This is a genomic window from Actinomadura sp. WMMB 499, assembly GCF_008824145.1.
Taxonomy (GTDB): Bacteria; Actinomycetota; Actinomycetes; order Streptosporangiales; family Streptosporangiaceae; genus Spirillospora.
Genome location: NZ_CP044407.1, coordinates 4,273,960 through 4,294,896 on the forward strand (window position 1 = coordinate 4,273,960; position 20,937 = coordinate 4,294,896).

Sequence of the window (20,937 nt, forward strand, 5' to 3'; positions counted from 1 at the left end):
GCAGTACACCTTTCTCGGGACAGCTCATCGTAGTGTAAAATGAAGGGAAGTGCCACCTGAGTATCCCGGAGACAACAGTCGCCAGGTTGTTTATAGAAGTTCTGTGATCGCCTTGAAACGGGTAGGCTTCCGGTAGTGTTCTGGCGTATGAACAGTGTCGAATTGCGCGACGTCATGGCGGACTTCGGGCGCCTGATCAACCGTGTCGAGGAGACCGGTGAGCGGGTGCGCATCACCGACGACGGCGAGTCGGCGGGCGTGATCCTCCCGGCGGCCGAGCTCGCCGAACTGGAGCACTTCGCACAACGTGTCCCCGGCGCCCCGAGACCCCGGCCGAGGACGGTGCAGGAACGCCCCCTCGGCCCGGAGCAGCAGGGGCCGTACGTCCGGTACGTGCATACCGGCGGGGTACGGAGGACGTTCACACGGGACCGCGTGATCGTGGCTGAACTGCTTCCCGTGGACGAGCTCGACTGGCTGGAGGACAAAGCGCGCACCGGTCGCCAGAGTTACATGGACCCGAAGCAGGCGGCCGCGTTCGAGGAGTTTCTCGCCCGCCAGCGCCCGATCGGCGATGGCATCGCGTGGATCGCGGACGGCTGGCGGAGCCAACAGCCCTTCACGGTGCTCGAGTTCATCAAGGGGCCGCCCCCCGAAGAGGTCGCTCTCGCCTACGGGGCCGACCCTCGAGATATCGCCGACGGGCTGCTGCTGCATCAGGTGTGGGAGCGGGACGGACGCGAGGGTACCGACGACTTCCTCGACGTGCTCGCTTTCGGGCAAGCAGCCGGGTGGACGTGGCTGGGCTACCACGACTTCGCCGGCGCCTTCTCCGGCTTCCCCGACCCGCCCCCGCAGCAGATCACGATGACCGCGATCGAAGCCAGGGCCATCTACGACTTCCGGTACAGCAAGGACGGGGTGCATCAGAACCCCTCTCCCACCGAGGACGGCGCCGTGCCCGAGATGTACGAGCTGATCTGGTACACCCCGGGTGAGACACCCTTCGACCCGAGTGCGCCGCTGGCCTTCCTCAATGCGCATATCCGCCGCGCGGAAGAAGAAACCGACTGGGCGGACGGCATTTCGCTGTTCTTCGCCGGACTGGAACGAGCCTTCGGCTTGTCCCTACCCCGGGACGCGATCACTTCTGGGCACGTGCGCTGCGCCTACCCTGCCCCGCACTGAACGACCGCCCCGCCGGGCAACAGCTCGACCGGACCGACGAGGCTGTTTCGCGTAGTCGCGTGGTAGATCCCGGACGGGATGTGCCCCGAGTTTCGTGGTGTCGCGCTACTGCACTCTCATGCCAGGTGCCACTCCGCACCCGGTGGAAGACACCACAAAGGTCGAACAACACCCTCAAATCGAGGCCAAGCTCTTCAGTTGTTGACGGCTCTGTCTGCTACAGCGGCAGGGGGAGGAGTAGGAGTAGGACGTCGAAGAGGGGTGCGTCCGGCCAGCTGGGGCGTAGTTGGCCGACGCGGCGCCAGCCCCATGCCGTGTAGGCGCGGTAGGCGGTGTGGTTGTCGGCCTCGACCAGCAGCGTTGCTCGGGTTTCGTGCCTGCCGGTCAGCAGCGCGTTGTGGAGTGCGTGGGCGGTGCCTTGGCCGGTCCATTGCCGACGGACCATGATCTCGGAGAGTGCGAAGGTTCTGGTTCCGTCCTCTTCGGCGAAGCCGGGCTCGGGTTCTTCGACGAGTCCGCGCCACCATGCCGTGTCGGGTGCGAGTGGCCAGCCCCACGTCTGGCCGACGGGTTCGCCGTCGAGGTAGGCGACCACCATTTCGAAGCCTCGGTCGGAGTCGGTGTAGGCGTCGAAGCGGGTCATGAAGTGTTCGGGCGAGTCGAACGGGTCGCCGCTGGCAATGGCGTCGGCGTAGGCGTCCCGGTAGATCTCTTCGACCGTGGCTCGGACGGCGCGGGCCTGCACGGCGTCGTGACGGCGGAACTCGAGCTCGGGCGTCTTGCCGTGGCGGGTCATGCCAGGGACGCTACTTTCGTCGACAGGTCGTTGGCGATCGCCCCGTAGCGTTCGTGGAATTGGGTGTCGTGGCGGGCGAGCGGCTGCAAGGTTCTGAGGGCTCGCATGGAGCCCACGTTCTCCAGGTCGCTGAGCGTCTGGTGTCCGACCTCCAGTGCCACGGCCGTGTCGCCGGCGGCGAGTTGCATCTCGGCGAGCATCGCCCGGTAGTACACCTGGTTGCGGGGCGCCAGTTCCGTGGTGTCGAGCATGTGTTGGAGCTGCCTTGCGGCGGTGGCGGCGTCTCCAAGGAGCGCGGTGACGCGGGCTTCGTGTCCCAGGACTTCGGAGCGTCGGACGAATCCGAGTGCCTGCCGGTCGTCGGGATGGTCGCCTCGGTCGAGCTCGCGATGGGCCGCGGCGATCGAGGCGCGTGCCGCCGAGCCGTCGCCGAGGAGGGCGTTCGCCGTGGCGATGCGCATGTCGATCAGGGCGTGGAGTTTGGGAGAGGGATGGTGTTTCGCAGACTGCGCGGCGACGCGCAGGGCGCGCAACGCCTCACGGGCCGGACCGCGTTGCTCGCTGACGCGGGCCAGCGCGGTCGATTGCATGGCGACTGTCGCGTAGACGTGGGCGCGCAGTTCCGGGTCGTCCCCGCTGTCGGCGAGCATCGCGGCTTCCTGGGCGAGGCGGCGGGCGAGGCCAGGTTGTCCGGCGTCGAAGGCCAGGAAGCTCGTGCAGTTGCCCAGGTCCGCGGTTGTACGGAGCAGGTCGAGGCCGACACGTTCGGTGTAGTCGCTCTCGTTGAGCATCGGCTTGGCGCGGGCGAACAGGTGCAGCCCGTTGCGGAGCAGGCTCGCACCGCCCACGCTCCAGTCTCGAGCCCACAGCTGGTCGGCACAGGTCTGCAGGTAGGCGACGTGGGTGCGGTCGATGCGGGCGGGTGCGAGGACGCCGTCCGGCAGCAGGGTCGAGGCTGTGAGGGCGAGCATTCCGCCGCTGAATGTCCTGCGGTTCAATTCCTCCCCCTCCTGGGACTCCTGGGAGCTGTCGAGGTACAAGGCGGCGTCGGGCGTGCCGAGGACGAGCGGTAGCAGCGCCTCGCGCGGCACGCACAGGGCGTCGGCCCACGCCAGTAGTTCCCGGATGTCGTACAAGGTGCCTCGCTCGCCGGATTCGGCTCGGGCCACCTTGGTCTTGGTCCAGCCGGGTACGAGATCGGCCATCTGCTGCTGGGTGAGGCCGGCGGCCGAGCGCAGCAACGCGAGGACGCCGCTGAAGTTCAGCTCGGCCAGGGCACGGCGCATCGGCGGGGTGTCCCAAAGCCACGCTGGTGTGCTGACGCTTGATTCGCGCAGGGCTCGCTGGCAGGGGCCGCAGACGGGCTCGTTGTTGTATCGGGACAGCAGCGTCGAGCGGCACCCGGGGCACAGCTTCTGATCGGGCATCTGGGCCTTCCCAGCCGGGGAGACGCGGGACCTTCACCTCTCACGCTAGAAGGCGACGGACCGTGCCGCTAGCAGCCGTGATGCCAATGTGGCACCCGGTGGAGCGGGCTCCGGTCGCCACTCTGGTCGTTGCCGAGGTCGGGCCTGGGCTGGCTGGCTTGTAATCCCAGCCGCTCCCTCCGGAGGACTTCGGTGACCACTACATGCGAGAACGCGATCGGGCACCTGACCGCGCTGGCCGACAGGCTCGCCGAGCACAGGGTCTTGCAGGTCGACCGCGATTTCGAGCAGGCCCCTCCAGTGTTGTCGATCAGGAACGCCGATGCGCGGGATGGCCGCGCTTGGGAGCGGTTGTCGGGTTCGGTCCTCGTGGTGACCGAACGTGGCACTCGCTGGTTCGCCTGGGACGACGGGGATCGCCTCGGCCCCGTGGACGATCTTGACACGGTCGTTCGGGTCGTCGTCCAGGCGTTGACGTTCGGAGAGCACGCCTCGGTTCGTTCGTCCCGGATGTGCGGACCGAGCCGGCACGCGCCCGATGTGACTGCGATCGCGGCTGTGCCAAGTGGCGTGCACGTCAGCTTCAACGTCGACCACGACAGGCGGCGTTCGGGTGGCGAGGGCGGTACTGCCGCTCCGCAGCGGTAGCCGCCGCTGTTCTCCATCTCGTCGGTCGGTCCGCACGGGCCGCACCGCCCTCCAGGCCGCTGCGCGGCTCCTTGCCCTCCCCAGCGGGCCGCGCAGCCTTCTTTCTTGCAGCGGAGACCCGATGTCATCTCGTCCAGAGCGCCGATCCCAGCCCGTCAGGTCGGTAGCCGGCTCCAACCGTGCCGTCTCGGCACGACGGTCGCGTCCAGGTCGGTGGCGTGAGCGCGTCGCCGACTGGTTGGCGCCACCCGGCCGTACCGAACGGGGAATCAGGCGTATGGCTGGTGCGACCTCGAACGACGCGAGCACCTGGCAAGAGCTCTCTGACCAGCTGGCGTCGCGGGTGCTGCTGCTGGCCGAACAGATCCGTCCGGCCCTCGACGAGCTGGAGCGGCACGAGGACGTCCCCAAGCGCGTGCGGCTGCTGTACGACATCGACCACGGTGTCGCGCGCATGCGACGGCTGGCCCGCGACATCCAGGTCCTGGCCGGAAAGAGCCTGAACGAGCTCGGTGTCCCGGCGGTCTCGCTGCTGGACGTCGTCCGCGTGGCGGCTTCGGGGATCGAGTACTACGACCGGCTGTGCGTAGGTCCGATCGCCGAGCGTGCGCTGTTGGGCCATGCCGCTGATGACGTCGCGTCACTGCTGGCCGTGCTCTTGGACAACGCCACGCGCTGTTCGCAGGCTCCGGCGGTGATCAGTACCCGTTCGTTCGGGGACGGGAGTCTGCTGGTCCGGATCGAGGACCACGGGCCTGGCCTGGATCCAGCGTGGGTGGACGCGCTCAACCGGACGTTCGTGCGGCCGGTGCCTCCGATGAGCGCCGTCAGCGGTCGTCGTACGGGGTTCGCTGTAGCTCACCGCTTGGCGCGCAAGCACGGTCTCGGTCTTGCTCTGGTCTGCCGTCGCGCTGCCGAGGCCACTCCGGGGCGGCAGGGGCCGCAGGGCACGGTCGCGATGGTGACCGTCCCGCCGCATCTCCTGTGCGACCTCCCCGAACCTGCGTGGAACGTCGGCGGCGGCCGGATTCTCGACTCGTCCAGGGCGGCTGTGGCCCCGAGTTCTGGGGTCCGCGCGCGAACGTCCTTCGCCGATGACGTCAGCGCGTTCAGCTCCGTTATCTCCAGCGGGAGCGCGAACGATGCCGGCGGTGATCAGCCCGGAGGAGCAATCACATGACCGATTCCAGGCACGTCCGGCCGCAGCTCCGTACTCCTGAGGACTTCGTCTGGCTCATCAACGACTTCGTCGGCGGAACGCCCGGGGTCGCGCACGCGCTCATCGTGTCCGCTGACGGGCTGGCATTGATCGCCTCTCGAGATCTCCCCGCCGATCTGGTCGACTCGCTGTCGGCAATGGTCGCGGGGCTGAGGGGCCTGTGCGGAAACATCGCCGAGCACGTCGACCGCGGGACCTGTGAGCACGCCATGCTCCGCCTCAGTCGCGGCAACCTGCTCGTCATGGGTGTCAGCCCGCTGGCGAGCCTGGCCGTCCTCACCGAGGCTTGGGCGAACGTGGGCATGGCCGCCCACCAGATGCACCGTCTCGTCGACCGCACTGGACACCTCCTCACCCCGAAGCTGCGGGACGACCTGCGTCGGCAGGCCGGGCGGGGGTCGTCGTGACGGGCGCTCTCGGGGCTCAGACACCGACGCGGCCGAGCGCGCACCCGTGGGCGCGGCCGTACGTGATGACCGGCGGGCGCGTCGACGTTCCACGGCAGATGTCGATGCACACACCGGTGGCGGTGCACGTCTACGACCGAGACTTCGCGGTCCGGCTGACGCCCGAGTCGCGTTGGCTGTACGAACGCGCCTACCGCTGCACGACGGCTACGGGGGCGGAGTCTTTGGCCGGGTTGGCCGTCGGCTGCGGAGTGCCCTTGGGAGCGGCCCGCGTCCTGCTGAGCGACCTGGCCGCCACTGGACGAGTGCAGATAGGGACGGCCTCGGATGCCTCACCCTACGACGTCCACCTGCTCGAAAGGGTCCTCGATGGCCTTCGCCAGCTTGCCTGACCAGGTGCCGCCGCCCGGATCGCCGAGCCTTGCAGCGACGGCGATGTGGCCCATCGCGTACTCGGGCCATTCCGACCACGAGGGAGTCATGGCCGCGGAGAGCTTGTTTCCGTTTCGCGCGACGGACCACGGTGGGACGATCACGCACGTTGTGTTCGACTACGGGTCCACCCTGACCAGCAGTAGCGATCCGATCGATGTCAGTCTCGGAATGCGACCGGTTTCGCCTGCTGCCGAAGAGGCCATCTGGAAGACGCACGAGACCGGCGTCGTGCTCGCCCTGCTCTCCAACACGAAGCCCGGCCAGGACCGCCGTCCGGCTCTGGAAGCCGCTGGCGTCGATGCCTTGTTCGGGGACCGCGTCTTTCTGAGTCACGAACTCGGCCTCGCCAAGCCGAGCCCGGCCGTCTACGAACACGTCCTGGCCGAGCTCGATGTCCGTCCGGTGCAACTCCTGATGTGCGGCAACAACCTCGATCACGACGTCGCACCGGCGGTTGCCCAAGGCATCCGAGCCGCCCTTGTTGGATGGCCTCCCAGGCGGTTGCCACTCGGTTCCACCTACGTCCTGAGCATCGCTGAATTGCCCGCGCTGCTCACCGGAGCGCAGCCCCATGGCTGATTCAGTGACCCTTCGAGTCGGCACCTACAACCTCCGGGATGGAGGACTCGACGGTGCCTCGGCAGCTCGGAATGATGCCCGCCTGAAAGCGCAGTTGACGATGCTGGCCACGCTCCGGCTGGATCTGCTCGGTCTCCAGGAAGCGAAGTGGGGATCGCATGGCCACGTCCGGCTGGAGCAGGTCGCGCGGTGGCTCGGCATGACGTGGAAGTGCCTCGTGCGCTCGAACTTCCACGGGTGCGACATCGCTGTTCTCGTTCGTGAAGGCGACGGGATCGCGGTGACACGGGAGCGGCATCTCATCGGTCCGCCGTTCACGCACGCCCACGCAGATGTCGAGCTTCAGATCGCCGGACGCACGCGGCCCGTCAGGTTCATGGTCGGGCACGCTGCGCCGTCCAGCCCGACGCTGCGGCTCGCCGAGGCCGAACTCATCGGCGTCTACCGCAACATCGACGTCGTCTACGCCGCCGACTTCAACGCCGCCGCCCTCAACGAGGACCCCGACGTGCAGGGCGTCGACCCGCTACACGTCGCCCGCAAGCTCGACACCCGTCCGGCCGAGGAGCTCCAGGCCAGCGGCTTCATCGACATCGGCGCCCACCTCGGCGACCGGACGCCGACCGTCGGCCACACTCGATCCGACCGGCTCGCCTACCGGTGCGATCGCATTTACACGACGCTTCCGCGCGGATCGATCACCGGGCACCGAGTCGTCCAGGAGCACCGGCCGCTGTCGGACCATCGTCCTGTGTGGGCTGAGCTGACGCTTCCCCTCGACGGGGCAGGCGATATCCCGTGACGAGGGCATCTCCACGGTCGGGCATCGGGGCTGCGCGGTGGATCGTGTTCGGCGTTGGGCTTGCGCTACGGGCCGCTGCTGTAGGACGACGCGATCTGTTCGAAGATCGCTTCGGCTTCGGCGCCGAACGACGCCGTCCTCTCCAGCTCGGCGAACAACCGGACGTAGTACTGGATGTCGCGGGCGTCGGTGATGGTGATCGTGGCGGTCTCCAGGCCGACCGTGACGAGCCGTTCGTCGAAGGCTTCGAAGCCATGCAGCGGCACCTCGCGGACGCGTGCCGTGAAGGGAATGATCCCGATCCGCACGTTCGGTCGCCGGGCCAGCGCGGCAATGTGGCGCACCTGCGCTCCCATCACCTCGTCCGTGCAGAGTCGCCATCGAAGGGCGCCTTCGGTGAGGACGAACGTGAAGCGCTTGCTGCGGTCGCCGAAGATCCTCTGGCGTTCGGCAAGCGCGGCCATGCTGCGCTCCAGGTCGTCCCCGGCCACGGAGAGGCTGTAGATCTCGCGCGTGAACTCGGGGGTCTGCAGCAGGCCGGACACCGTCGCCGGCTGGAAGAACCGGAGCCGCTTCGCTTCCTTCTCGACGCGGCCGATCTGCTGCTGCTTGCGCCACGCGCCGCCGCGGAGGATCGCCCGCGCGCTCTCGGTGTGGCGGTGCAGCGACTCGGCCAGGTCGACCAGTTCGGCGATGGTGTCCCGGCCGGCGCCGTACAACCGGCCGAGCGTTTCGACGTCCTCGGCGGTCGGGACGGTCGTGCCGTTCTCGAGCCGGGAGATCTTGGGCTGGCTCATGCCGACCTGGCGGGCGGCGTTCGTCCCGGTGAGGCCGCTGTCGAGACGTAGCCGTTTGAGCGCGCGGGCCAGCTGGTCGCGTTCGCGCCGGTAACGCTCGGGTGCTTCCTCCATTAGGGAGGGAGTCTAAATGCAGTGCAGGTCATGGCCGGGAACCGAGCCAGTTCTCTCGCCGGTACTCCGGGTGCCTGTCCCACCATGCGGCGAACGGTTCGGCGGCCTCCATGACCGCGTCGCGGTAGCCGCGGTAGGCGTCGGCCCCGGCGCCGTCCACCAGCTCGGCTCCGAGGAAACGGCCTCCGTCGTCGTAGCGCAGGAGGGCGACCTTGCCGTCGTCGAACAGCCAGAAGTCCTCGTCCGGCACGCCTTCGGGCCGTGCGTGTTCGGCCTCGTCCAGGATGAAGACTTCCTGGCCGTACTGGGAGGAGACGGCGTATCCCCATTCACATTCGAAGCGCAGGTACTCCGAGATCGGGCTGCGCAGGATGTGGACCTTGTACCAGCGCTTCCCGGACGAGATCTCTTCCGCCATGAACTCCAGCCACTCGCGGGTAGCGGGCTCGATCTCCAGGGGCTCGCCGCTGAGATAGCGGTTGAGGCGTTCGTTCTCCGACGACACGGCGTAGCGGTCGAGCGTCTCCATCCGGAACGTCTCGTCCTTGAAGTCGTCGAACAGCGCTTCGAGCTCGGCTTCAGAGAGCATTGGGAACCACCTCGGGAAGTAGCGAGATCGGCACTTCGACGGCCGTTTCCCCTTCAGGCAGGGAGAGGCGAGCGAGCGCTTCGGCATCGTCGACGAGGACGCCCCGCACGATCGCCGTGCCATGGCCGGTCAGACGCACCGCAGGGGTGTTCGGGGCAGAGGCCGAAGGCGACGTCCAGAGCATCGACACGGGCACCTCCACCTCCGCCTCGCGTTCGGGGAGGGGGCGGCTCGGCGCGGTGGCGACGATGTATCCCTGCACGATGAAGCTTCCCCGGTCGGTCAGGTAGAGGGTCGGGCACGTGGGTTTCGGGTCGCAGGCCCCTCGAAGCCGGGTCAGGTGCATGGGGGTGTTCCCTCTCGGATCGTGCGGGGTGACCGTACCTGGATCATTCGTGTCTAGCGTGAATATGTCAAGGTCTAAGATTTGCAAGCAGATTCCCCGTGAGGGGTGCGGCCGCGATACGGGAGAAGGGGCCGCAGGCTGATTACGGCTGGCTAGTGTGATCGTCGTCATGTTGACGGTGGTTGCGGAGGTTGCTGGTGACCTCAGTCGATCGGACTGCGTATCTGGGGTTCGGTCGGGTGGTGTCGGCGCAGGAGTTGGCGAAGGCGTTCAGCAGCGGCCGCGCTCGCACACCGCCTCATCGTCGGGCGCCCTTGATCGGCCGTGGGTTTCAAGGAGCTGCGCCGGACCCGCGTCCCGCACGCCGATATCTCGGGTGTCCGTGTCTCGGGTGTCGGCAGGCGCGAGCGTGTCGTACCAGGACCGGTTCTCGCCTCGTTGCCGTCGCCTGGGGTCAGTGTCGACCCAGCCGACCACGGCGCGGCCGATGACCGCGACCACCGCGGCCGCTGCCGCCCGCTTGGCCTCCGCTACCCCGGTCGACGGGCACGCCCCGCCCTCGGGCCGAACGCGGCGACCTCGACCGGCAACGGGCTCGTCAGGCCCCAGCGCCCGTGCACGCGCCACAGGACCACGTCCTCAGCGCCCCAGTCGTGCCCGACCCACCGCCCGCGATTGACCGCCGACGGGCTGGACGGGTGCCGGAACGGTGATCGAAGGGGCCGGGAGTCTCACATAATTAGGATTATGTGATCTCCCCGTGAGATCATTTAGGGCATGGAGCCGCACGTGAACGCCCCCGCCTCCTCCGCCGAAGTCCCCGACGGCCGCCCGGACGCCGGCGCTCCCCGCGACGAGCCGGGCGGCGTGCTGGTGCCGTCCGCGCTCGTGCGCCCCGGCGGCGGTACCGGCGCGGGGAGCGCCGGCCGGGAGGGTGAGCCGCCGGTGCTGGCGCCGCCGCCCGCGGCCCTCGCGCGCCCGGCGCCGCTGCTGGAGTCGGTCGGCCAGATCGCCGGGCTGTCGCCGCGGCGGCGGCGCGGGGACGGCGGCGAGGTGCCCGGCGCCGACGTCGACCTGGCCGACGCGCTCCCCCGCACCGGGGAACGGGCGTCCTGGCCGACGGTCGCCGCCTGGCTGCAGGCCGGACGGTCGGCCGCCACCCGCCGCGCCCGGCTGGCCGACCTGTGCGCGTTCCTGCGCTGGCTGGAGAAGGCGGCGCCGCATGTGGGGCTGTGGGACGTCACCGAGGACACCGTGGTGGCATACCGGGACCAGATCGCCGCCGGCACCGGCGCGGCCGCGGGCCTGAACCGGGGCGGGCGGCCGCTCGCGCCGTCCTCGGTCGCGCGGCGGCTGTCGAGCCTGGCGTCGCTGTACGCCTACGCCCTCCGCCGCCACACCGTCGCGGCCAACCCGTGCCAGCACGTCGAACGGCCCGAGGTCGGCGGCGCCGGCGCCACCCCGGCCCGCCCCCTGGCCGAGGCGACCGCGCTGCTGGACGGCGCCGAGGCCATCGCCGACCGGTACCCCGTCGACGCCGCGGCCGCCGCGCTGCTCATCTGCACCGGGCTGCGCGCCGCCGAAGTCTGCGGCCTCACCGCCGGGCGCATCACCGACGACTCCGGCCACCGCGTGCTGCGGGTGCGGGTCAAGGGCGGCAAGACCCTCGCCGTCCCGCTGCCGCCCCGCGTCCGCGTCCTGCTGGACCCGCTCCTGGACGGCCGCGCCGGCCACGAGCTCGTGTTCGTCCGCGAGGGCGGGCGGCCGCTGGACCGGTGGCGGCTGACCACCGCGCTGCGCCGCGCCGCCTGCGCCGCCGGCGTCGACCACACCCGGCTCACCCCGCACGTCCTGCGCGCCACCGCCGCCACCCTGCTCCTGGACGCCGGCGTCCCCGTCGACCGCGTCCAGGCGATGCTCGGGCACGCCTCCCCGGTGACCACCCAGCGCTACGACCGGGGAGAGGACCGCCTCGACGGCCACGCCACCTATCGGCTGTCATCCTTGCTCGGCGGCGGCACCTGACCCCGCAAGCATTCGGACAAGCATCCGATACATCATCCGATCCACCATCCGGACCAGCAGGTGGATACGGCGGCAATACGACCAACCTGCGATATCCGGGGCTACGACGCTCGGGGCCTTCTAGACAACGTCCGCCCAGCTCAAACGCCCTGTAGCCCCCTGATGGCTACAGCGTTCGTACTTCGGATAACTTCTATTCGGCCTGTTAGGCTGCGTTCGACTCGTCAAGGGGATGTCGCACTCCCCTTGACGACGCTCCAGCGCCGGAGGGCATCCGGCCGATGGACATAGAAGGGCCCCCACCCTGCAGGAGCGGCCAACTCACCCGGGTGGGGGCCCTTGGTCCCTCCTAGAAGAAGGGACCGAACGGGCCGCCGGGCCGGAACCACTGGAACGCGATCCAGACGCCGGTCTTGATCACCTCAAGCCACGTCCGGAACCTCCAGTAGCGCGCGGCACGGTCGTCCCGTCCCTGTGGGGCGTCGCCCTGCATCGGGCGTCTCCTCTCTTCCGGCCAAACTCGGACCAGCCGGTGCCCCGTCGGACCATCCGACGTACGTGCGCATGGTCTTCCGAGAGGAGTTGAGCAAGACCGTACCGAAAGCCTGCCGACACGTGGACCACGAACGCATGGTGCTTTCGGGCCCAACAGTGGCCAATGCCCTGGTACGGGGGCGCCCACCAGTCAATCTTCCTGGTGCTTCGAAGCGTTTGGTACCGCGAGTCATGACGCAGGCTCCTGTGGATAACCGTGTGACAAGAGTTGTTTCTAGCAGTCTTCGCGACGGGATGGGTGGTGATCAGTAGACTCCGCATGGCGGTAAGAGCCAGCGAAGGTGAGGGAGCCGTCGTGACACGGGTCATTCGGATGCCATCTGAGGCAGAGTTGCCCCGCGGTCCTCGGCGCGACTTTGTCGAAGAGCTCCGCCGCTACTACCGCGCGGCAGGCCGACCTCCGCTGCGTAAGGTCAGCAAGCGGATCGAGGAACGCACCGACCTAAACGCCACCACAGCAAGCCCGGAGACCATACGTCGGATGCTCCGCGGTGCCGTGGTGCCCACGGACTGGAACCGGGTGAACGCAGTGTTCCAGGTCTTTTGTGAACTCGGCAGCATCGCCCCAAACGCTTCACGGTGGATCGATGCCTACGACACGGACGAGACCAACCAGGACTGTCTCCAGCGGCTCTGGGACGAAGCATTGGAACAAGGCTTCGTCCCTGCCCGCTCTGAAGACCCTTGGGCTTCTGGTGGAGGGTTCGGCGGCGGAGGGTTCTCCGACAATCCGCCCTTCTAACGCTCGTTCGACTGGACAAGCCACTTGATCTCCTCCATCTCCCCGATGGTCGTCGCCCGCCCGTGTCTTGCTAAGCCGCTCCTGGACGCGGCCACGCCGCGCACGAGCTCGTCTTCGTCCGTCCCGACGGGCGGCCGCTGGACCGGTGGCGGCTCACCACCGCACTCCGCCGCGCCGCCCGCGTCGTCCCCGCTTGCCTCACCCCGCACGTCCTGCGCACCACCGCCGCCACCCTGCTCCTGGACGCCCGGGTCCCCGTCGACCGCGTCCAGGCCATGCTCGGCCACGCCTCCCCCGTCACGACCCAGCGCTACGACCGCGGCAACCACCGCCTCGACGGACACGCCACCTACCGGCTGACGTCCCTGCTGTCCGGCGGGTCCTGACGCCGCCCGAGGATCTGCTGAGCGGTGTAGACCCACTGACCGCGCTCGGGATGCACCCACGGCGCCAGCACCACCACATGCGCGTCTTCCGTCTCGGCCGCGGCAGCCGCCGCCATCACCTCGACCTCGATCCCGTCATGCAGGGAAGGATCCCCCGCCAGCGGGCGGGGCTTCAGCAGCGGTCGTTCATCGCCGCCAAGCAGCGATGCGCGCAACTCGTCGCCGGCAACCGTGAACGCGATGATCGCGTCCGCCCGGACGATCGCCCCGGCGTCACTGCGAATCCAGACCTCAGCCATGCACGGGACGGTACGCGTGCAGAGCCGCGCCGCCCCTACCCCTTTCCGACACGGATTCTGAACACGCTGGGCGGCCCAGACCCCCGCTGCACAGAGGGGCGCTGGGGGCGTCCAAGAACCGATCGATTCTTGGACATCCATCGCCGGGGCGCTGTCGGCTCGGTCTGGATGATCGGGATGCATAGTCGTCTGTACCTCCTGGTTCCCGTCCCCACTCGCCGTACTAACCAGAGTTAATTGGTGATGGCGGTGGTGAGGGTGAGGCCTGTGGGGGCGAGGCAGCCGTCGATCACGCCGGGGTGGTGCTGGATGACCTTGAGCCGGTGCTTGATCATGCCGGCGAGGTCGTCCAGGTCGGTGGCCAGGAAGTTGACCATGGAGCGTTTCAGCAGCGACCACACCGTCTCGGCCGGGTTCAACTCGGGGGCGTAGGCTGGCAGGTAGAACACCGTGAGCCAGTCGGCGTGGGCATCGATGAACGCGCGCATCGCCTTGGAGTGGTGGATGCCGAGGTTGTCCCAGACCAGCACGATCTTGCCGCCGGGAAGCTGCTGGTGGGCGGCTTGGAGCATGCGCTTGTACTCGGCGAGGGTGAAGCCGGCGCGTTCGTCTTTGCGGCGGCGGTAGCGGTGGATGCGGTAGATCAGCCGGGAGCGGTGGCCGGGCCGGTAGCAGACCATTCCGGCGATCGAGACCCGCGAGCCGTGCTCGCCGCCGTGCACGCTCACCCGGGGTCGGTGTCCCCGGCGGCTCCAGGTGCGTCCTTTGGGCGGCTTGAGCCCCTGACCGGCCTCATCTTCGAAGCAGATCCAGGCGCCCAGGTCCGCCGCGGTGTTTCCACCTGCGGCCACACCTGCTCTTTCCACACCTCGATCGCCCGGTCGTTGCGTTCGATGGCGCGGCGTCCGGGGACCTGCACCGACCAGCCGTTGCGGCGCAGCAGCAGCGACACACCCGGCCGGGTGTAGTCGATGCCGAACAGCCGGCGGATCACCTCGGCGACCCGGTCCAGCGTCCACCGCTGGTCATGGGCCCAGCCGTGCGCGGCGGGGCCGCGGTTCAGTTCGGCCTCCAGCTGCGCGAAGGCCGCCTGGTCCAGCCGCGGGCGCCCGTGCGGACCCTTGGACCGCAGCGCCTCGGCCCCGCCCTCGCGCCAGGCCCGCCGCCACTTCTCCACCTGCCGCAGCCCGACCCGCAGATCGGCGGCGATCCGGGCGTTGGGCCGCCCTTCGGTGAACCACTGCGCGGCCTGCATCCGTACTTGTTCTCGTTTGTCACGGCCGACGGCGGTCATCCCGCCGCCCTGGGGGTATCTGGCCATGTCACCGGCATACGCCCACACCGACGGTCCGTCGACTTACCCGGCCGCCATCACCCAATAACCCTGGTTAGGGGCCTGATTCCACAATGGGGGTGCTCCGAAGTCGCAGAGCCCTCTCTGCCGCAGGCCTTCAACGGCCTGGCGGCACAAGGACCGGACATCGGCCCGCTCAGACTGAAAGACTGGGTCACCTTTAGGAAACCTGACACAACCTGACGGAGCGCTGGTGGCAGGCATTCGGATGCCGGACGAGCGGCAGCTACCTCTAGGGCCTCACCGTGATCTGGTCGCCGCCGTCCACGATCTTTATGAGCTGGCAGGGAAACCGGCGGCCCGCACCATCAGCGCCTGGATCCGCGATCAAGATGATCTACCTGGCACCCTGAGCCATGAGGGCGTCAGTGCTGTACTGCGCGGTGCCAGCATGCCCCGGTGGGCCAACTTGGAGTCGCTAGTACGGGTTCTGGTCGAGCAACAACGCGTCGGGCAATCGGATGCCGAAGTCACCCTCGCACGCATCCACGCCTTCTGGCACATGGCCGACGGCGGGATGGCTCGGAAGCCACACGAGGGGCAGGACTCTGAATCGCAACCACCAGATTCGCAACTACCGGCGCACGAGACGATCGCTCGGTGGGATCACCCGCGCCTGGGTGTCGTGGAGTTCAGAGACCGACAAGCCTTCATTGAGATCTTCCGAGAGGTAGGCGGTTTCAGTGACGAACCGTAACCGGGCGGACAGTGGATGGTCACGATTTGAGCAGAGCGGCTCACTGAACGACCTGAACGCGGCGATTACCGCCGCACGTGAAGCCGCAGAGCTCGTTCCCGAGGACCATCGAGACCGTGCCGCTGTCCTGAACAACTTGGGTAGTGCTCTCCGAGCCAGGTTCGAGCGAACCCGCAGCATGCCCGATCTTGAGGAAGCCCTCGCGTCAACTCGACAGGCGCTTGCAGCAAGCACCGCCGATGACCCGCGACGTCCCGCAACCTTGAACAGCTTGGGCACGATGCTGTCGGCGGCAGGGCGAATCTCGGAGGCGTTGGAGGTCGCCCAGGAGGCTGTCGAGATCCGCCGCGCGCTGGCCGCGCAAGACCCCGACACCTACCTGTCCGACATGGCGTCCTCCCTCAGCAATCTCGGCAACCGCCTGTCGGCGGCGGGGCGAATCTGGGAGGCGTTGGAGGTCGCCCAGGAGGCTGTCGAGATCCGCCGCGCGCTGGCCGCGCAAGACCCCGAAGCTTATGAGGCTCATCTAGCTGGAGCGCTGTCGAACCTTGCCGGCTTCTACCTGTCAGCAGGCGACGTTATGCGAGCGATCCCGCTGTTGGACCAGACCCTGGCCGACTACGAGCGGATGCTGGGCGGAGACCACCCCCATACCCTCACAACCCGCAACAACCTCGCCTACGCCTACCAAGCGGCCGGTGACCTGGGCCGCGCCATCCCGCTGTACGAACAGACCCTGGACGATCGGGGGCGGGTGCTGGGCGGCGACCATCCCGACACGCTGGCCTCCCGCAACAACCTCGCCTACGCCTACCAGGCGGTGGGGGATCTGGGGCGGGCAATCCCGCTGTACGAGCAGACCCTGAACGATCGGGGGCGGGTGCTGGGCACCGACCACCCCAACACGCTGACCTCCCGCAACAACCTCGCCTACGCCTACCAAGCGACCGGTGACCTGAGCCGCGCCATCCCGCTGTACGAACAGACCCTGAACGACTCCGAGCGGGTGCTGGGCACCGACCACCCCAACACGCTGACCTCCCGCAACAACCTCGCTGGCGCCTACCAAGCGACCGGTGACCTGAGCCGCGCCATCCCGCTGTTGGAACAGACCCTGAACGACTACGAGCGGGTGCTGGGCAGCGACCATCCCGACACGCTGACCTCCCGCAACAACCTCGCCGGCGCCTACCAAGCGGTGGGGGATCTGCGGCGGGCGATCCCGCTGTACGAGCAGACCCTGAACGATTCCGAGCGGGTGCTGGGCCCCGACCACCCCACCACACAGACAGTGCAGCGGAACCTCTCCGCAGCCAGGGGAGAAGACCCAGACGGGAAGTAAGCACCACAGGGCCGCGTCGGCAGCGGCTCACTAATCGTATTTACGTGAGATTGGCTCCTGTCACATCCCAGGGGTGACGGCGGTGTTCTCCCGAGCGTGGACCTCTGAGATCTCCACTTTGGGCCTGGGGCCACGGTCGGGAGAAGAACGCCAACCCGGCGAGGACCGGCGGCCGCGACAGGCGCGCCGCCCCTCGGACGTCGGTGCGCCGTTAGCCCCGCCCAGTGTTGGACACCCAGCCCGACACGTCCCCGCACCCAGGGCACACCCAGGTGACGCCGTGCTCGGGATGCTTGGCGTAGGTCTGGCCGCACCGGCACGTGCCGGGGGCAGCGAACTTCAGTGGCATCATCAGCCCGCACTCCAGGCACGGGTGATCGCCAGTTCCCATTCCGGCGATTCGTTCCTGACGTCCGTGCCGGGGATGGTCGCACTGGGTCAGATCACGCGACTGGGCACCGCTCTGGTTGATATCGTCCTGATTCGTCATGATCTACATCATGGCGCATCGATACCTCTCTCACCTGGACCTCCGTCGGTGTACGAACAGATCCGCGACCCGGGAGGACGGTCAGAGAGCGACCCCTTCTAGAACCGGCGCTTGACCAGCAGGTCCGGCGGGCATGAGCTCTTTCTGCCGTATTCCGGAAGCGATCGCTATTTCATCTGAGGAAATTCAGATCAGCGTGCCCACAGCGGCGGAGGGGCTGGTGGGGGCGACGTAGCGGGTGGTTCGGAACCTGAGTGGAGCGTATCGGGTGGGGCGGCCGGTGACTCATGCCTGTTCTGACCTGGCGCTGGCGGGCCCGCGTACATCTGATGAAGGGTTCCTTCATCAGATGTAAGCAGCGGAGGGTGACCGGATGCGCGGTGAGGTGCCGGGGGCGGCGCGGCTTCGGCTGGTCGATGGGGTGCCGTTGTTGCGGCCCGAGGAGCAGGTGTTCACCGCGATGCTGGACGGCTGGCGGAACCAGCAGCTCGCGCGGAACCTGTCGTTCGGGACGATCGAGAGCCGACAGCGAGCAGTGAGGGCGTTCGCGCACAGCGCGGACGCGTTGCCCTGGGTCTGGACGCCGCAGCTGGTGGACGAGTGGATGGGGGATCTTCGGTCGGTCCGGGATCTGAAGCGGTCGACGCTGCGGAACTACCAGGACGCCCTGCGGTCGTTCTGCCACTACCTCACCGACCCGGCCTACGGATGGGCAGCCGAGTGCGAGGATCGGTTCGGCACCCACCCGATCCAGGTCGTCCACGAGTGGAACAGCGCGGTGCACGTCCAGGAGGCTGAGGCCGAACCGACCAAGCGGGCTTTTACGCTGGAGGAGATCCAGGCGTTCCTGGACTACGCCGACGACCAGGTCACCGCCGTTCGCGGCCGGGGACGCAAGGGCTGGCTGCCGGCCTTTCGGGACGCGACCTTGTTCAAGGTCGCCTACGGCTACGGGCTGCGCCGCCGGGAGACGCGGATGCTCGATCCGGTCGACTTCGGCCGCAATCCGCAGGCGCCGGAGTTCGGTGACCATGGCGTCTGCTGCATCCGCTACGGCAAGGCCAAACCTGGATCGCCGCCCAAGCGCCGCAGCGTGCTGACGGTCTGGGGTTGGATCGTTGAGGCGGCTGACCAGTGGGAGACCGAGGTCCGGCCCCGGTTCTCCACCGCGACCGCCGGAACCTACTGGCCCTCCGAACGTGGCCCGCGAGTCGGCTACTCCCAGATCAACACCCGCTTCGCCATCTACCGCGATGCGCTCGGCCTGGACCCGGCTCTGGACTTCCACTCTTTCCGCCGCTCCTACGTGACCCATCTGATCGAGGCGGGCTGGGACGCCCGGTTCGTTCAAGAGCAGGTCGGCCACGAGCACGCCTCCACCACCTCGATCTACACCTGCGTGTCCTCCGACTTCCGCACCCGCACCCTGCGGCGAGCCCTGGACGCCACTCTGGACGCGGCCCTGCGCCCCGACCGGGCCGGGAGCAGCCGATGAAACGGCAGGTCGGCTACCAGTGGCGGCTGCGTGAGGTGATGGCCGAGAGCGGCATGTTCGACACCACCGACCTCATCCCGCTCCTAGCCGACCGTGGCATCAAACTCTCCTCGGTCCAGGTCTGGCGACTGGTCACCCAGACACCCGAACGGCTCTCCCTGCCGGTCCTGGCGGCGCTCTGCGACATCTTCTCCTGCGGACCGGAACGTCTCATCGCGACCAAAGCCGAGAACACCACAGCCCGCAAGACCGCTGGCCACGGACCCGAGGTCGTCGACTTGGCCGAGGTCGTCCGGCCCAAACGCGCCCGGATCCGCCCCGACCAGTGACCACGCTCACCTGCGGAGGCTGCGGAGCGCCAGGCCGCCGCTACCGAAACGGTCTCTGCCAGCCGTGTGTCCTCACCGCGGACCTGCGGGCCGTCCTCGACGACGGCGCCGGTGGCATCCGCCCCGAACTGCTGCCGTTCTTCGACGCGCTTCGCACGATGACCAAACCGATCGCGGGCATCAGCTGGATCAGACGCCCGCACGTCGACGCCATGCTCCGGACGCTGGCCGACCCCGCCACCGCCTTGACTCACCAGACCCTGGACTCCATGACGCCCTGGCGCTCGGTCACCTACCTCCGCGACCTGCTCATGCTCCACGGCGTCCTACCAGCGGCAGACCGGCATCTGCTGCTCTTCCAGCGCTGGCTCCGCGCCGTCCTCGACGAGATCACCGACCCCGGCCAGCGGCAACTGGTCGCCAGGTTCGCCGCCTGGCACGTCCTCAACCGCCTCCGCCGCTTCGCCGCCCGGGGCCCGCTCTCCCAGACACAGACCAACCAGGCCCGCGACCAGGCCCGCGACCAGGCCCGCGACCAGGTCCGTTCCGCCATCGCTTTCCTGACCTGGCTCGAAACCCGCGACAAGAACCTCGCCGACTGCCGCCAGGCCGACATCGACGCCTGGTATGCCGACGGATACACCCGCCGCCGCAACACCCACCCGTTCCTGCGCTGGGCCATGAACGACAAGGCGTTGCCCACCGTCACGATCCCGCACCAGCCCACCGCCAACCCAGCCCCGCTCAGCCAACAGCGGCGCCTTCAGCTCCTGCACCACTTCCTCACCGACGACCAGATCCCGCTGCTCACCAGAGTCGCCGCGGTGATCGTGCTCCTCTATGCCCAGCCGGTCACCCGGATCCTGCGGCTCACCATCGACGACGTCATCCGCGATGGCCCCGCAGTCTCTCTCCAGCTCGGCGACCCGCCAAGCCCAGTCCCCGAGCCCTTCGCCTCACTCCTGCTCGCCTACCTCGACCAGCGTCTCAACCTCACCACCGCGACCAATTCCGGATCCCGCTGGCTCTTCCCCGGCCGCCGCGGCGGCCAGCCTATGACCAGCGACGCCATCACCCGGCGCTTCCGCGACCAGGGCATCAACAGCATCAGCGGACGAACCTCCGCCCTGCGCTACCTCGTCCTCCAGGCCCCAGCCCCGGTCATCTCCCGCATGCTCGGCTACACCGACCAACAAACCAGCCGCACCACCGCCGACGCAGGCACTCCTTGGAGCCGCTACGCACCCGACGACCACCACAGATGGGACGCCTAGAAGGCCTCTACATCGGCCCATTCCCAATAAGCCTGCTGAGCATCGATCTCCTCCTGCAGGACGCCGAACAACCGAACGGGAGAAGCGTCTTGAGGGACATCGACAGCGAGGTGACGCTTCCCGCTCCACTCGAACGCCAGGCCGGCGATCTCGACCTCGCCGGTGATCCGCGCCATGAACGCGTCCTGATCAGAGCGAGGCGTGAACAGGACCCTGAGGACTCGGTGCCCTGAGCGTTCAAGCAGCTCCACGACCGTCGCGCCGTCCTCAGACAGCCGTACCCGATCGTTCAGAGCCAGTCCGTAGACGCGGAACGGAAGACACGCGACCACATAGTCGCCGCCCTGGCATGGGCGAAGCCACAGTTGCTCCCTCTGACCGGCAAGGCCGAAGCGCTCAAGGTCGACATGAGCCAGGTAGTTCTGCGCAGCCCGACCAACCGGATGCTCATGAACGATGAACTGCACCAGAAGAAGCCTCACATCCGGCAACACCACAGAAAGTCACGGACGCCAGAGAATACAGATCACTCGATCACCACGTCCTACCAGGGTGGCACCCTGTAGACGGCCACAGCCCCCGGTAGCTCGTTCCGTTACCGG

At 68.2% G+C, this 20,937-nt stretch carries 26 protein-coding genes and 1 pseudogene; 16 read left to right on the forward strand and 11 right to left on the reverse strand.

The window, feature by feature from the left end:
• Positions 1-147: 147 nt before the first annotated feature.
• The gene (locus F7P10_RS18780) at positions 148-1,188 is read left to right on the forward strand and encodes a type II toxin-antitoxin system Phd/YefM family antitoxin (protein ID WP_151010553.1); all 1,041 of its coding nucleotides are present in this window, start codon (positions 148-150) and stop codon (positions 1,186-1,188) included.
• A 217-nt stretch (positions 1,189-1,405) separates the two neighbouring features.
• Here the strand turns inward: F7P10_RS18780 and F7P10_RS18785 are convergent, their stop codons facing one another.
• Both F7P10_RS18785 and F7P10_RS18790 read right to left on the reverse strand, forming a co-directional pair.
• Positions 1,406-1,984 (reverse strand): GNAT family N-acetyltransferase, encoded by a 579-nt coding sequence (locus tag F7P10_RS18785; protein ID WP_151010555.1) that lies wholly within the window; start codon positions 1,982-1,984, stop codon positions 1,406-1,408.
• Positions 1,981-3,411 (reverse strand): helix-turn-helix domain-containing protein, encoded by a 1,431-nt coding sequence (locus F7P10_RS18790; protein WP_151010557.1) that lies wholly within the window; start codon positions 3,409-3,411, stop codon positions 1,981-1,983. The genes F7P10_RS18785 and F7P10_RS18790 overlap by 4 nt, the downstream gene beginning before the upstream one ends.
• Positions 3,412-3,603: 192 nt before the next feature.
• On the opposite strand from F7P10_RS18790, the gene F7P10_RS18795 reads away from it, so the two are divergent.
• The 4 genes from F7P10_RS18795 (at position 3,604) to F7P10_RS18810 (ending at position 6,077) form a co-directional block, all read left to right on the forward strand.
• A complete protein-coding gene (locus F7P10_RS18795) occupies positions 3,604-4,059 on the forward strand; it encodes a hypothetical protein (RefSeq protein WP_151010559.1) in 456 nt (151 codons plus the stop codon).
• A 277-nt stretch (positions 4,060-4,336) separates the two neighbouring features.
• Positions 4,337-5,239, forward strand: a complete 903-nt coding sequence (locus tag F7P10_RS18800; protein ID WP_151010561.1) for an ATP-binding protein — start codon at positions 4,337-4,339, stop codon at positions 5,237-5,239.
• Positions 5,236-5,685: a roadblock/LC7 domain-containing protein gene (locus F7P10_RS18805; RefSeq protein WP_151010563.1), complete on the forward strand. Its 450-nt coding sequence runs from the start codon at positions 5,236-5,238 to the stop codon at positions 5,683-5,685. Before F7P10_RS18800 ends, F7P10_RS18805 begins: the two co-directional genes overlap by 4 nt.
• A gap of 98 nt (positions 5,686-5,783) precedes the next feature.
• On the forward strand, positions 5,784-6,077 hold the full coding sequence (locus F7P10_RS18810) for a DUF742 domain-containing protein (protein ID WP_254716780.1): 294 nt from the start codon (positions 5,784-5,786) through the stop codon (positions 6,075-6,077).
• Here F7P10_RS18810 and F7P10_RS44460 read toward each other — a convergent pair.
• Positions 6,018-6,167, reverse strand: coding sequence for a hypothetical protein (locus F7P10_RS44460; protein WP_254716880.1), 150 nt, complete (start codon positions 6,165-6,167; stop codon positions 6,018-6,020). The genes F7P10_RS18810 and F7P10_RS44460 overlap by 60 nt on opposite strands.
• On the opposite strand from F7P10_RS44460, the gene F7P10_RS18815 reads away from it, so the two are divergent.
• Positions 6,166-6,699 (forward strand): HAD family hydrolase, encoded by a 534-nt coding sequence (locus tag F7P10_RS18815; protein WP_254716781.1) that lies wholly within the window; start codon positions 6,166-6,168, stop codon positions 6,697-6,699. The two genes, F7P10_RS44460 and F7P10_RS18815, sit on opposite strands and share 2 nt — an antisense overlap.
• On the forward strand, positions 6,692-7,501 hold the full coding sequence (locus F7P10_RS18820; protein WP_151010567.1) for an endonuclease/exonuclease/phosphatase family protein: 810 nt from the start codon (positions 6,692-6,694) through the stop codon (positions 7,499-7,501). Before F7P10_RS18815 ends, F7P10_RS18820 begins: the two co-directional genes overlap by 8 nt.
• A 65-nt stretch (positions 7,502-7,566) precedes the next feature.
• Here the strand turns inward: F7P10_RS18820 and F7P10_RS18825 are convergent, their stop codons facing one another.
• The 3 genes from F7P10_RS18825 to F7P10_RS44465 are packed head-to-tail and all read right to left on the reverse strand — an operon-like array spanning position 7,567 to position 9,347.
• Positions 7,567-8,412 (reverse strand): helix-turn-helix transcriptional regulator, encoded by an 846-nt coding sequence (locus F7P10_RS18825; protein ID WP_151010569.1) that lies wholly within the window; start codon positions 8,410-8,412, stop codon positions 7,567-7,569.
• A 28-nt stretch (positions 8,413-8,440) separates the two neighbouring features.
• On the reverse strand, positions 8,441-9,001 hold the full coding sequence (locus F7P10_RS18830) for a DUF6879 family protein (RefSeq protein WP_151010571.1): 561 nt from the start codon (positions 8,999-9,001) through the stop codon (positions 8,441-8,443).
• Positions 8,991-9,347 carry a hypothetical protein gene (locus F7P10_RS44465; RefSeq protein WP_176611539.1) on the reverse strand — a complete coding sequence of 119 codons (357 nt, stop codon included), beginning with the start codon at positions 9,345-9,347 and terminating at the stop codon, positions 8,991-8,993. Before F7P10_RS44465 ends, F7P10_RS18830 begins: the two co-directional genes overlap by 11 nt.
• Positions 9,348-10,124: 777 nt before the next feature.
• Here F7P10_RS44465 and F7P10_RS18840 point away from each other — a divergent pair.
• Positions 10,125-11,372, forward strand: coding sequence for a tyrosine-type recombinase/integrase (locus F7P10_RS18840; protein WP_151010573.1), 1,248 nt, complete (start codon positions 10,125-10,127; stop codon positions 11,370-11,372).
• A 349-nt stretch (positions 11,373-11,721) separates the two neighbouring features.
• Here the strand turns inward: F7P10_RS18840 and F7P10_RS42440 are convergent, their stop codons facing one another.
• Positions 11,722-11,865, reverse strand: a complete 144-nt coding sequence (locus F7P10_RS42440; RefSeq protein ID WP_176611540.1) for a hypothetical protein — start codon at positions 11,863-11,865, stop codon at positions 11,722-11,724.
• A gap of 357 nt (positions 11,866-12,222) precedes the next feature.
• Here F7P10_RS42440 and F7P10_RS44470 point away from each other — a divergent pair, with 357 nt between their 5' ends.
• Both F7P10_RS44470 and F7P10_RS45455 read left to right on the forward strand, forming a co-directional pair.
• Positions 12,223-12,669, forward strand: coding sequence for a hypothetical protein (locus tag F7P10_RS44470; RefSeq protein ID WP_254716695.1), 447 nt, complete (start codon positions 12,223-12,225; stop codon positions 12,667-12,669).
• A 137-nt stretch (positions 12,670-12,806) separates the two neighbouring features.
• Positions 12,807-13,055 (forward strand): site-specific integrase, encoded by a 249-nt coding sequence (locus F7P10_RS45455; RefSeq protein WP_151018141.1) that lies wholly within the window; start codon positions 12,807-12,809, stop codon positions 13,053-13,055.
• On the opposite strand, the gene F7P10_RS18855 is transcribed toward F7P10_RS45455, so the two are convergent.
• The 3 genes from F7P10_RS18855 to F7P10_RS18865 form a co-directional block, all read right to left on the reverse strand.
• Positions 13,019-13,354 carry a hypothetical protein gene (locus F7P10_RS18855; protein WP_151010575.1) on the reverse strand — a complete coding sequence of 112 codons (336 nt, stop codon included), beginning with the start codon at positions 13,352-13,354 and terminating at the stop codon, positions 13,019-13,021. The genes F7P10_RS45455 and F7P10_RS18855 overlap by 37 nt on opposite strands.
• Positions 13,355-13,587: 233 nt before the next feature.
• On the reverse strand, positions 13,588-14,175 hold the full coding sequence (locus tag F7P10_RS18860; protein WP_151018142.1) for an IS630 family transposase: 588 nt from the start codon (positions 14,173-14,175) through the stop codon (positions 13,588-13,590).
• A complete protein-coding gene (locus F7P10_RS18865; RefSeq protein ID WP_151008099.1) occupies positions 14,079-14,675 on the reverse strand; it encodes a winged helix-turn-helix domain-containing protein in 597 nt (198 codons plus the stop codon). Before F7P10_RS18865 ends, F7P10_RS18860 begins: the two co-directional genes overlap by 97 nt.
• A 226-nt stretch (positions 14,676-14,901) precedes the next feature.
• On the opposite strand from F7P10_RS18865, the gene F7P10_RS18870 reads away from it, so the two are divergent.
• The 6 genes and pseudogenes from F7P10_RS18870 to F7P10_RS18890 all read left to right on the forward strand — a co-directional run bounded on the left by F7P10_RS18870 (position 14,902) and on the right by F7P10_RS18890 (position 20,335).
• Positions 14,902-15,405, forward strand: a complete 504-nt coding sequence (locus tag F7P10_RS18870) for a hypothetical protein (protein ID WP_151010577.1) — start codon at positions 14,902-14,904, stop codon at positions 15,403-15,405.
• Positions 15,392-15,580: pseudogene (locus F7P10_RS45460) on the forward strand (hypothetical protein); the annotation flags it as partial. The gene F7P10_RS18870 and the pseudogene F7P10_RS45460, both read left to right, overlap by 14 nt.
• Before the next feature lie 105 nt (positions 15,581-15,685).
• Positions 15,686-16,747, forward strand: a complete 1,062-nt coding sequence (locus tag F7P10_RS18875) for a tetratricopeptide repeat protein (RefSeq protein WP_176611896.1) — start codon at positions 15,686-15,688, stop codon at positions 16,745-16,747.
• A gap of 863 nt (positions 16,748-17,610) precedes the next feature.
• A complete protein-coding gene (locus F7P10_RS18880; protein WP_151010581.1) occupies positions 17,611-18,732 on the forward strand; it encodes a tyrosine-type recombinase/integrase in 1,122 nt (373 codons plus the stop codon).
• On the forward strand, positions 18,729-19,061 hold the full coding sequence (locus F7P10_RS18885) for a helix-turn-helix transcriptional regulator (protein ID WP_151010583.1): 333 nt from the start codon (positions 18,729-18,731) through the stop codon (positions 19,059-19,061). Before F7P10_RS18880 ends, F7P10_RS18885 begins: the two co-directional genes overlap by 4 nt.
• Positions 19,058-20,335 (forward strand): hypothetical protein, encoded by a 1,278-nt coding sequence (locus F7P10_RS18890; RefSeq protein WP_151010585.1) that lies wholly within the window; start codon positions 19,058-19,060, stop codon positions 20,333-20,335. Before F7P10_RS18885 ends, F7P10_RS18890 begins: the two co-directional genes overlap by 4 nt.
• Here the strand turns inward: F7P10_RS18890 and F7P10_RS18895 are convergent.
• Complete coding sequence (locus F7P10_RS18895; RefSeq protein ID WP_176611541.1) at positions 20,332-20,802, reverse strand: DUF4265 domain-containing protein; 471 nt, start codon at positions 20,800-20,802, stop codon at positions 20,332-20,334. The genes F7P10_RS18890 and F7P10_RS18895 overlap by 4 nt on opposite strands.
• Positions 20,803-20,937: the final 135 nt, after the last annotated feature.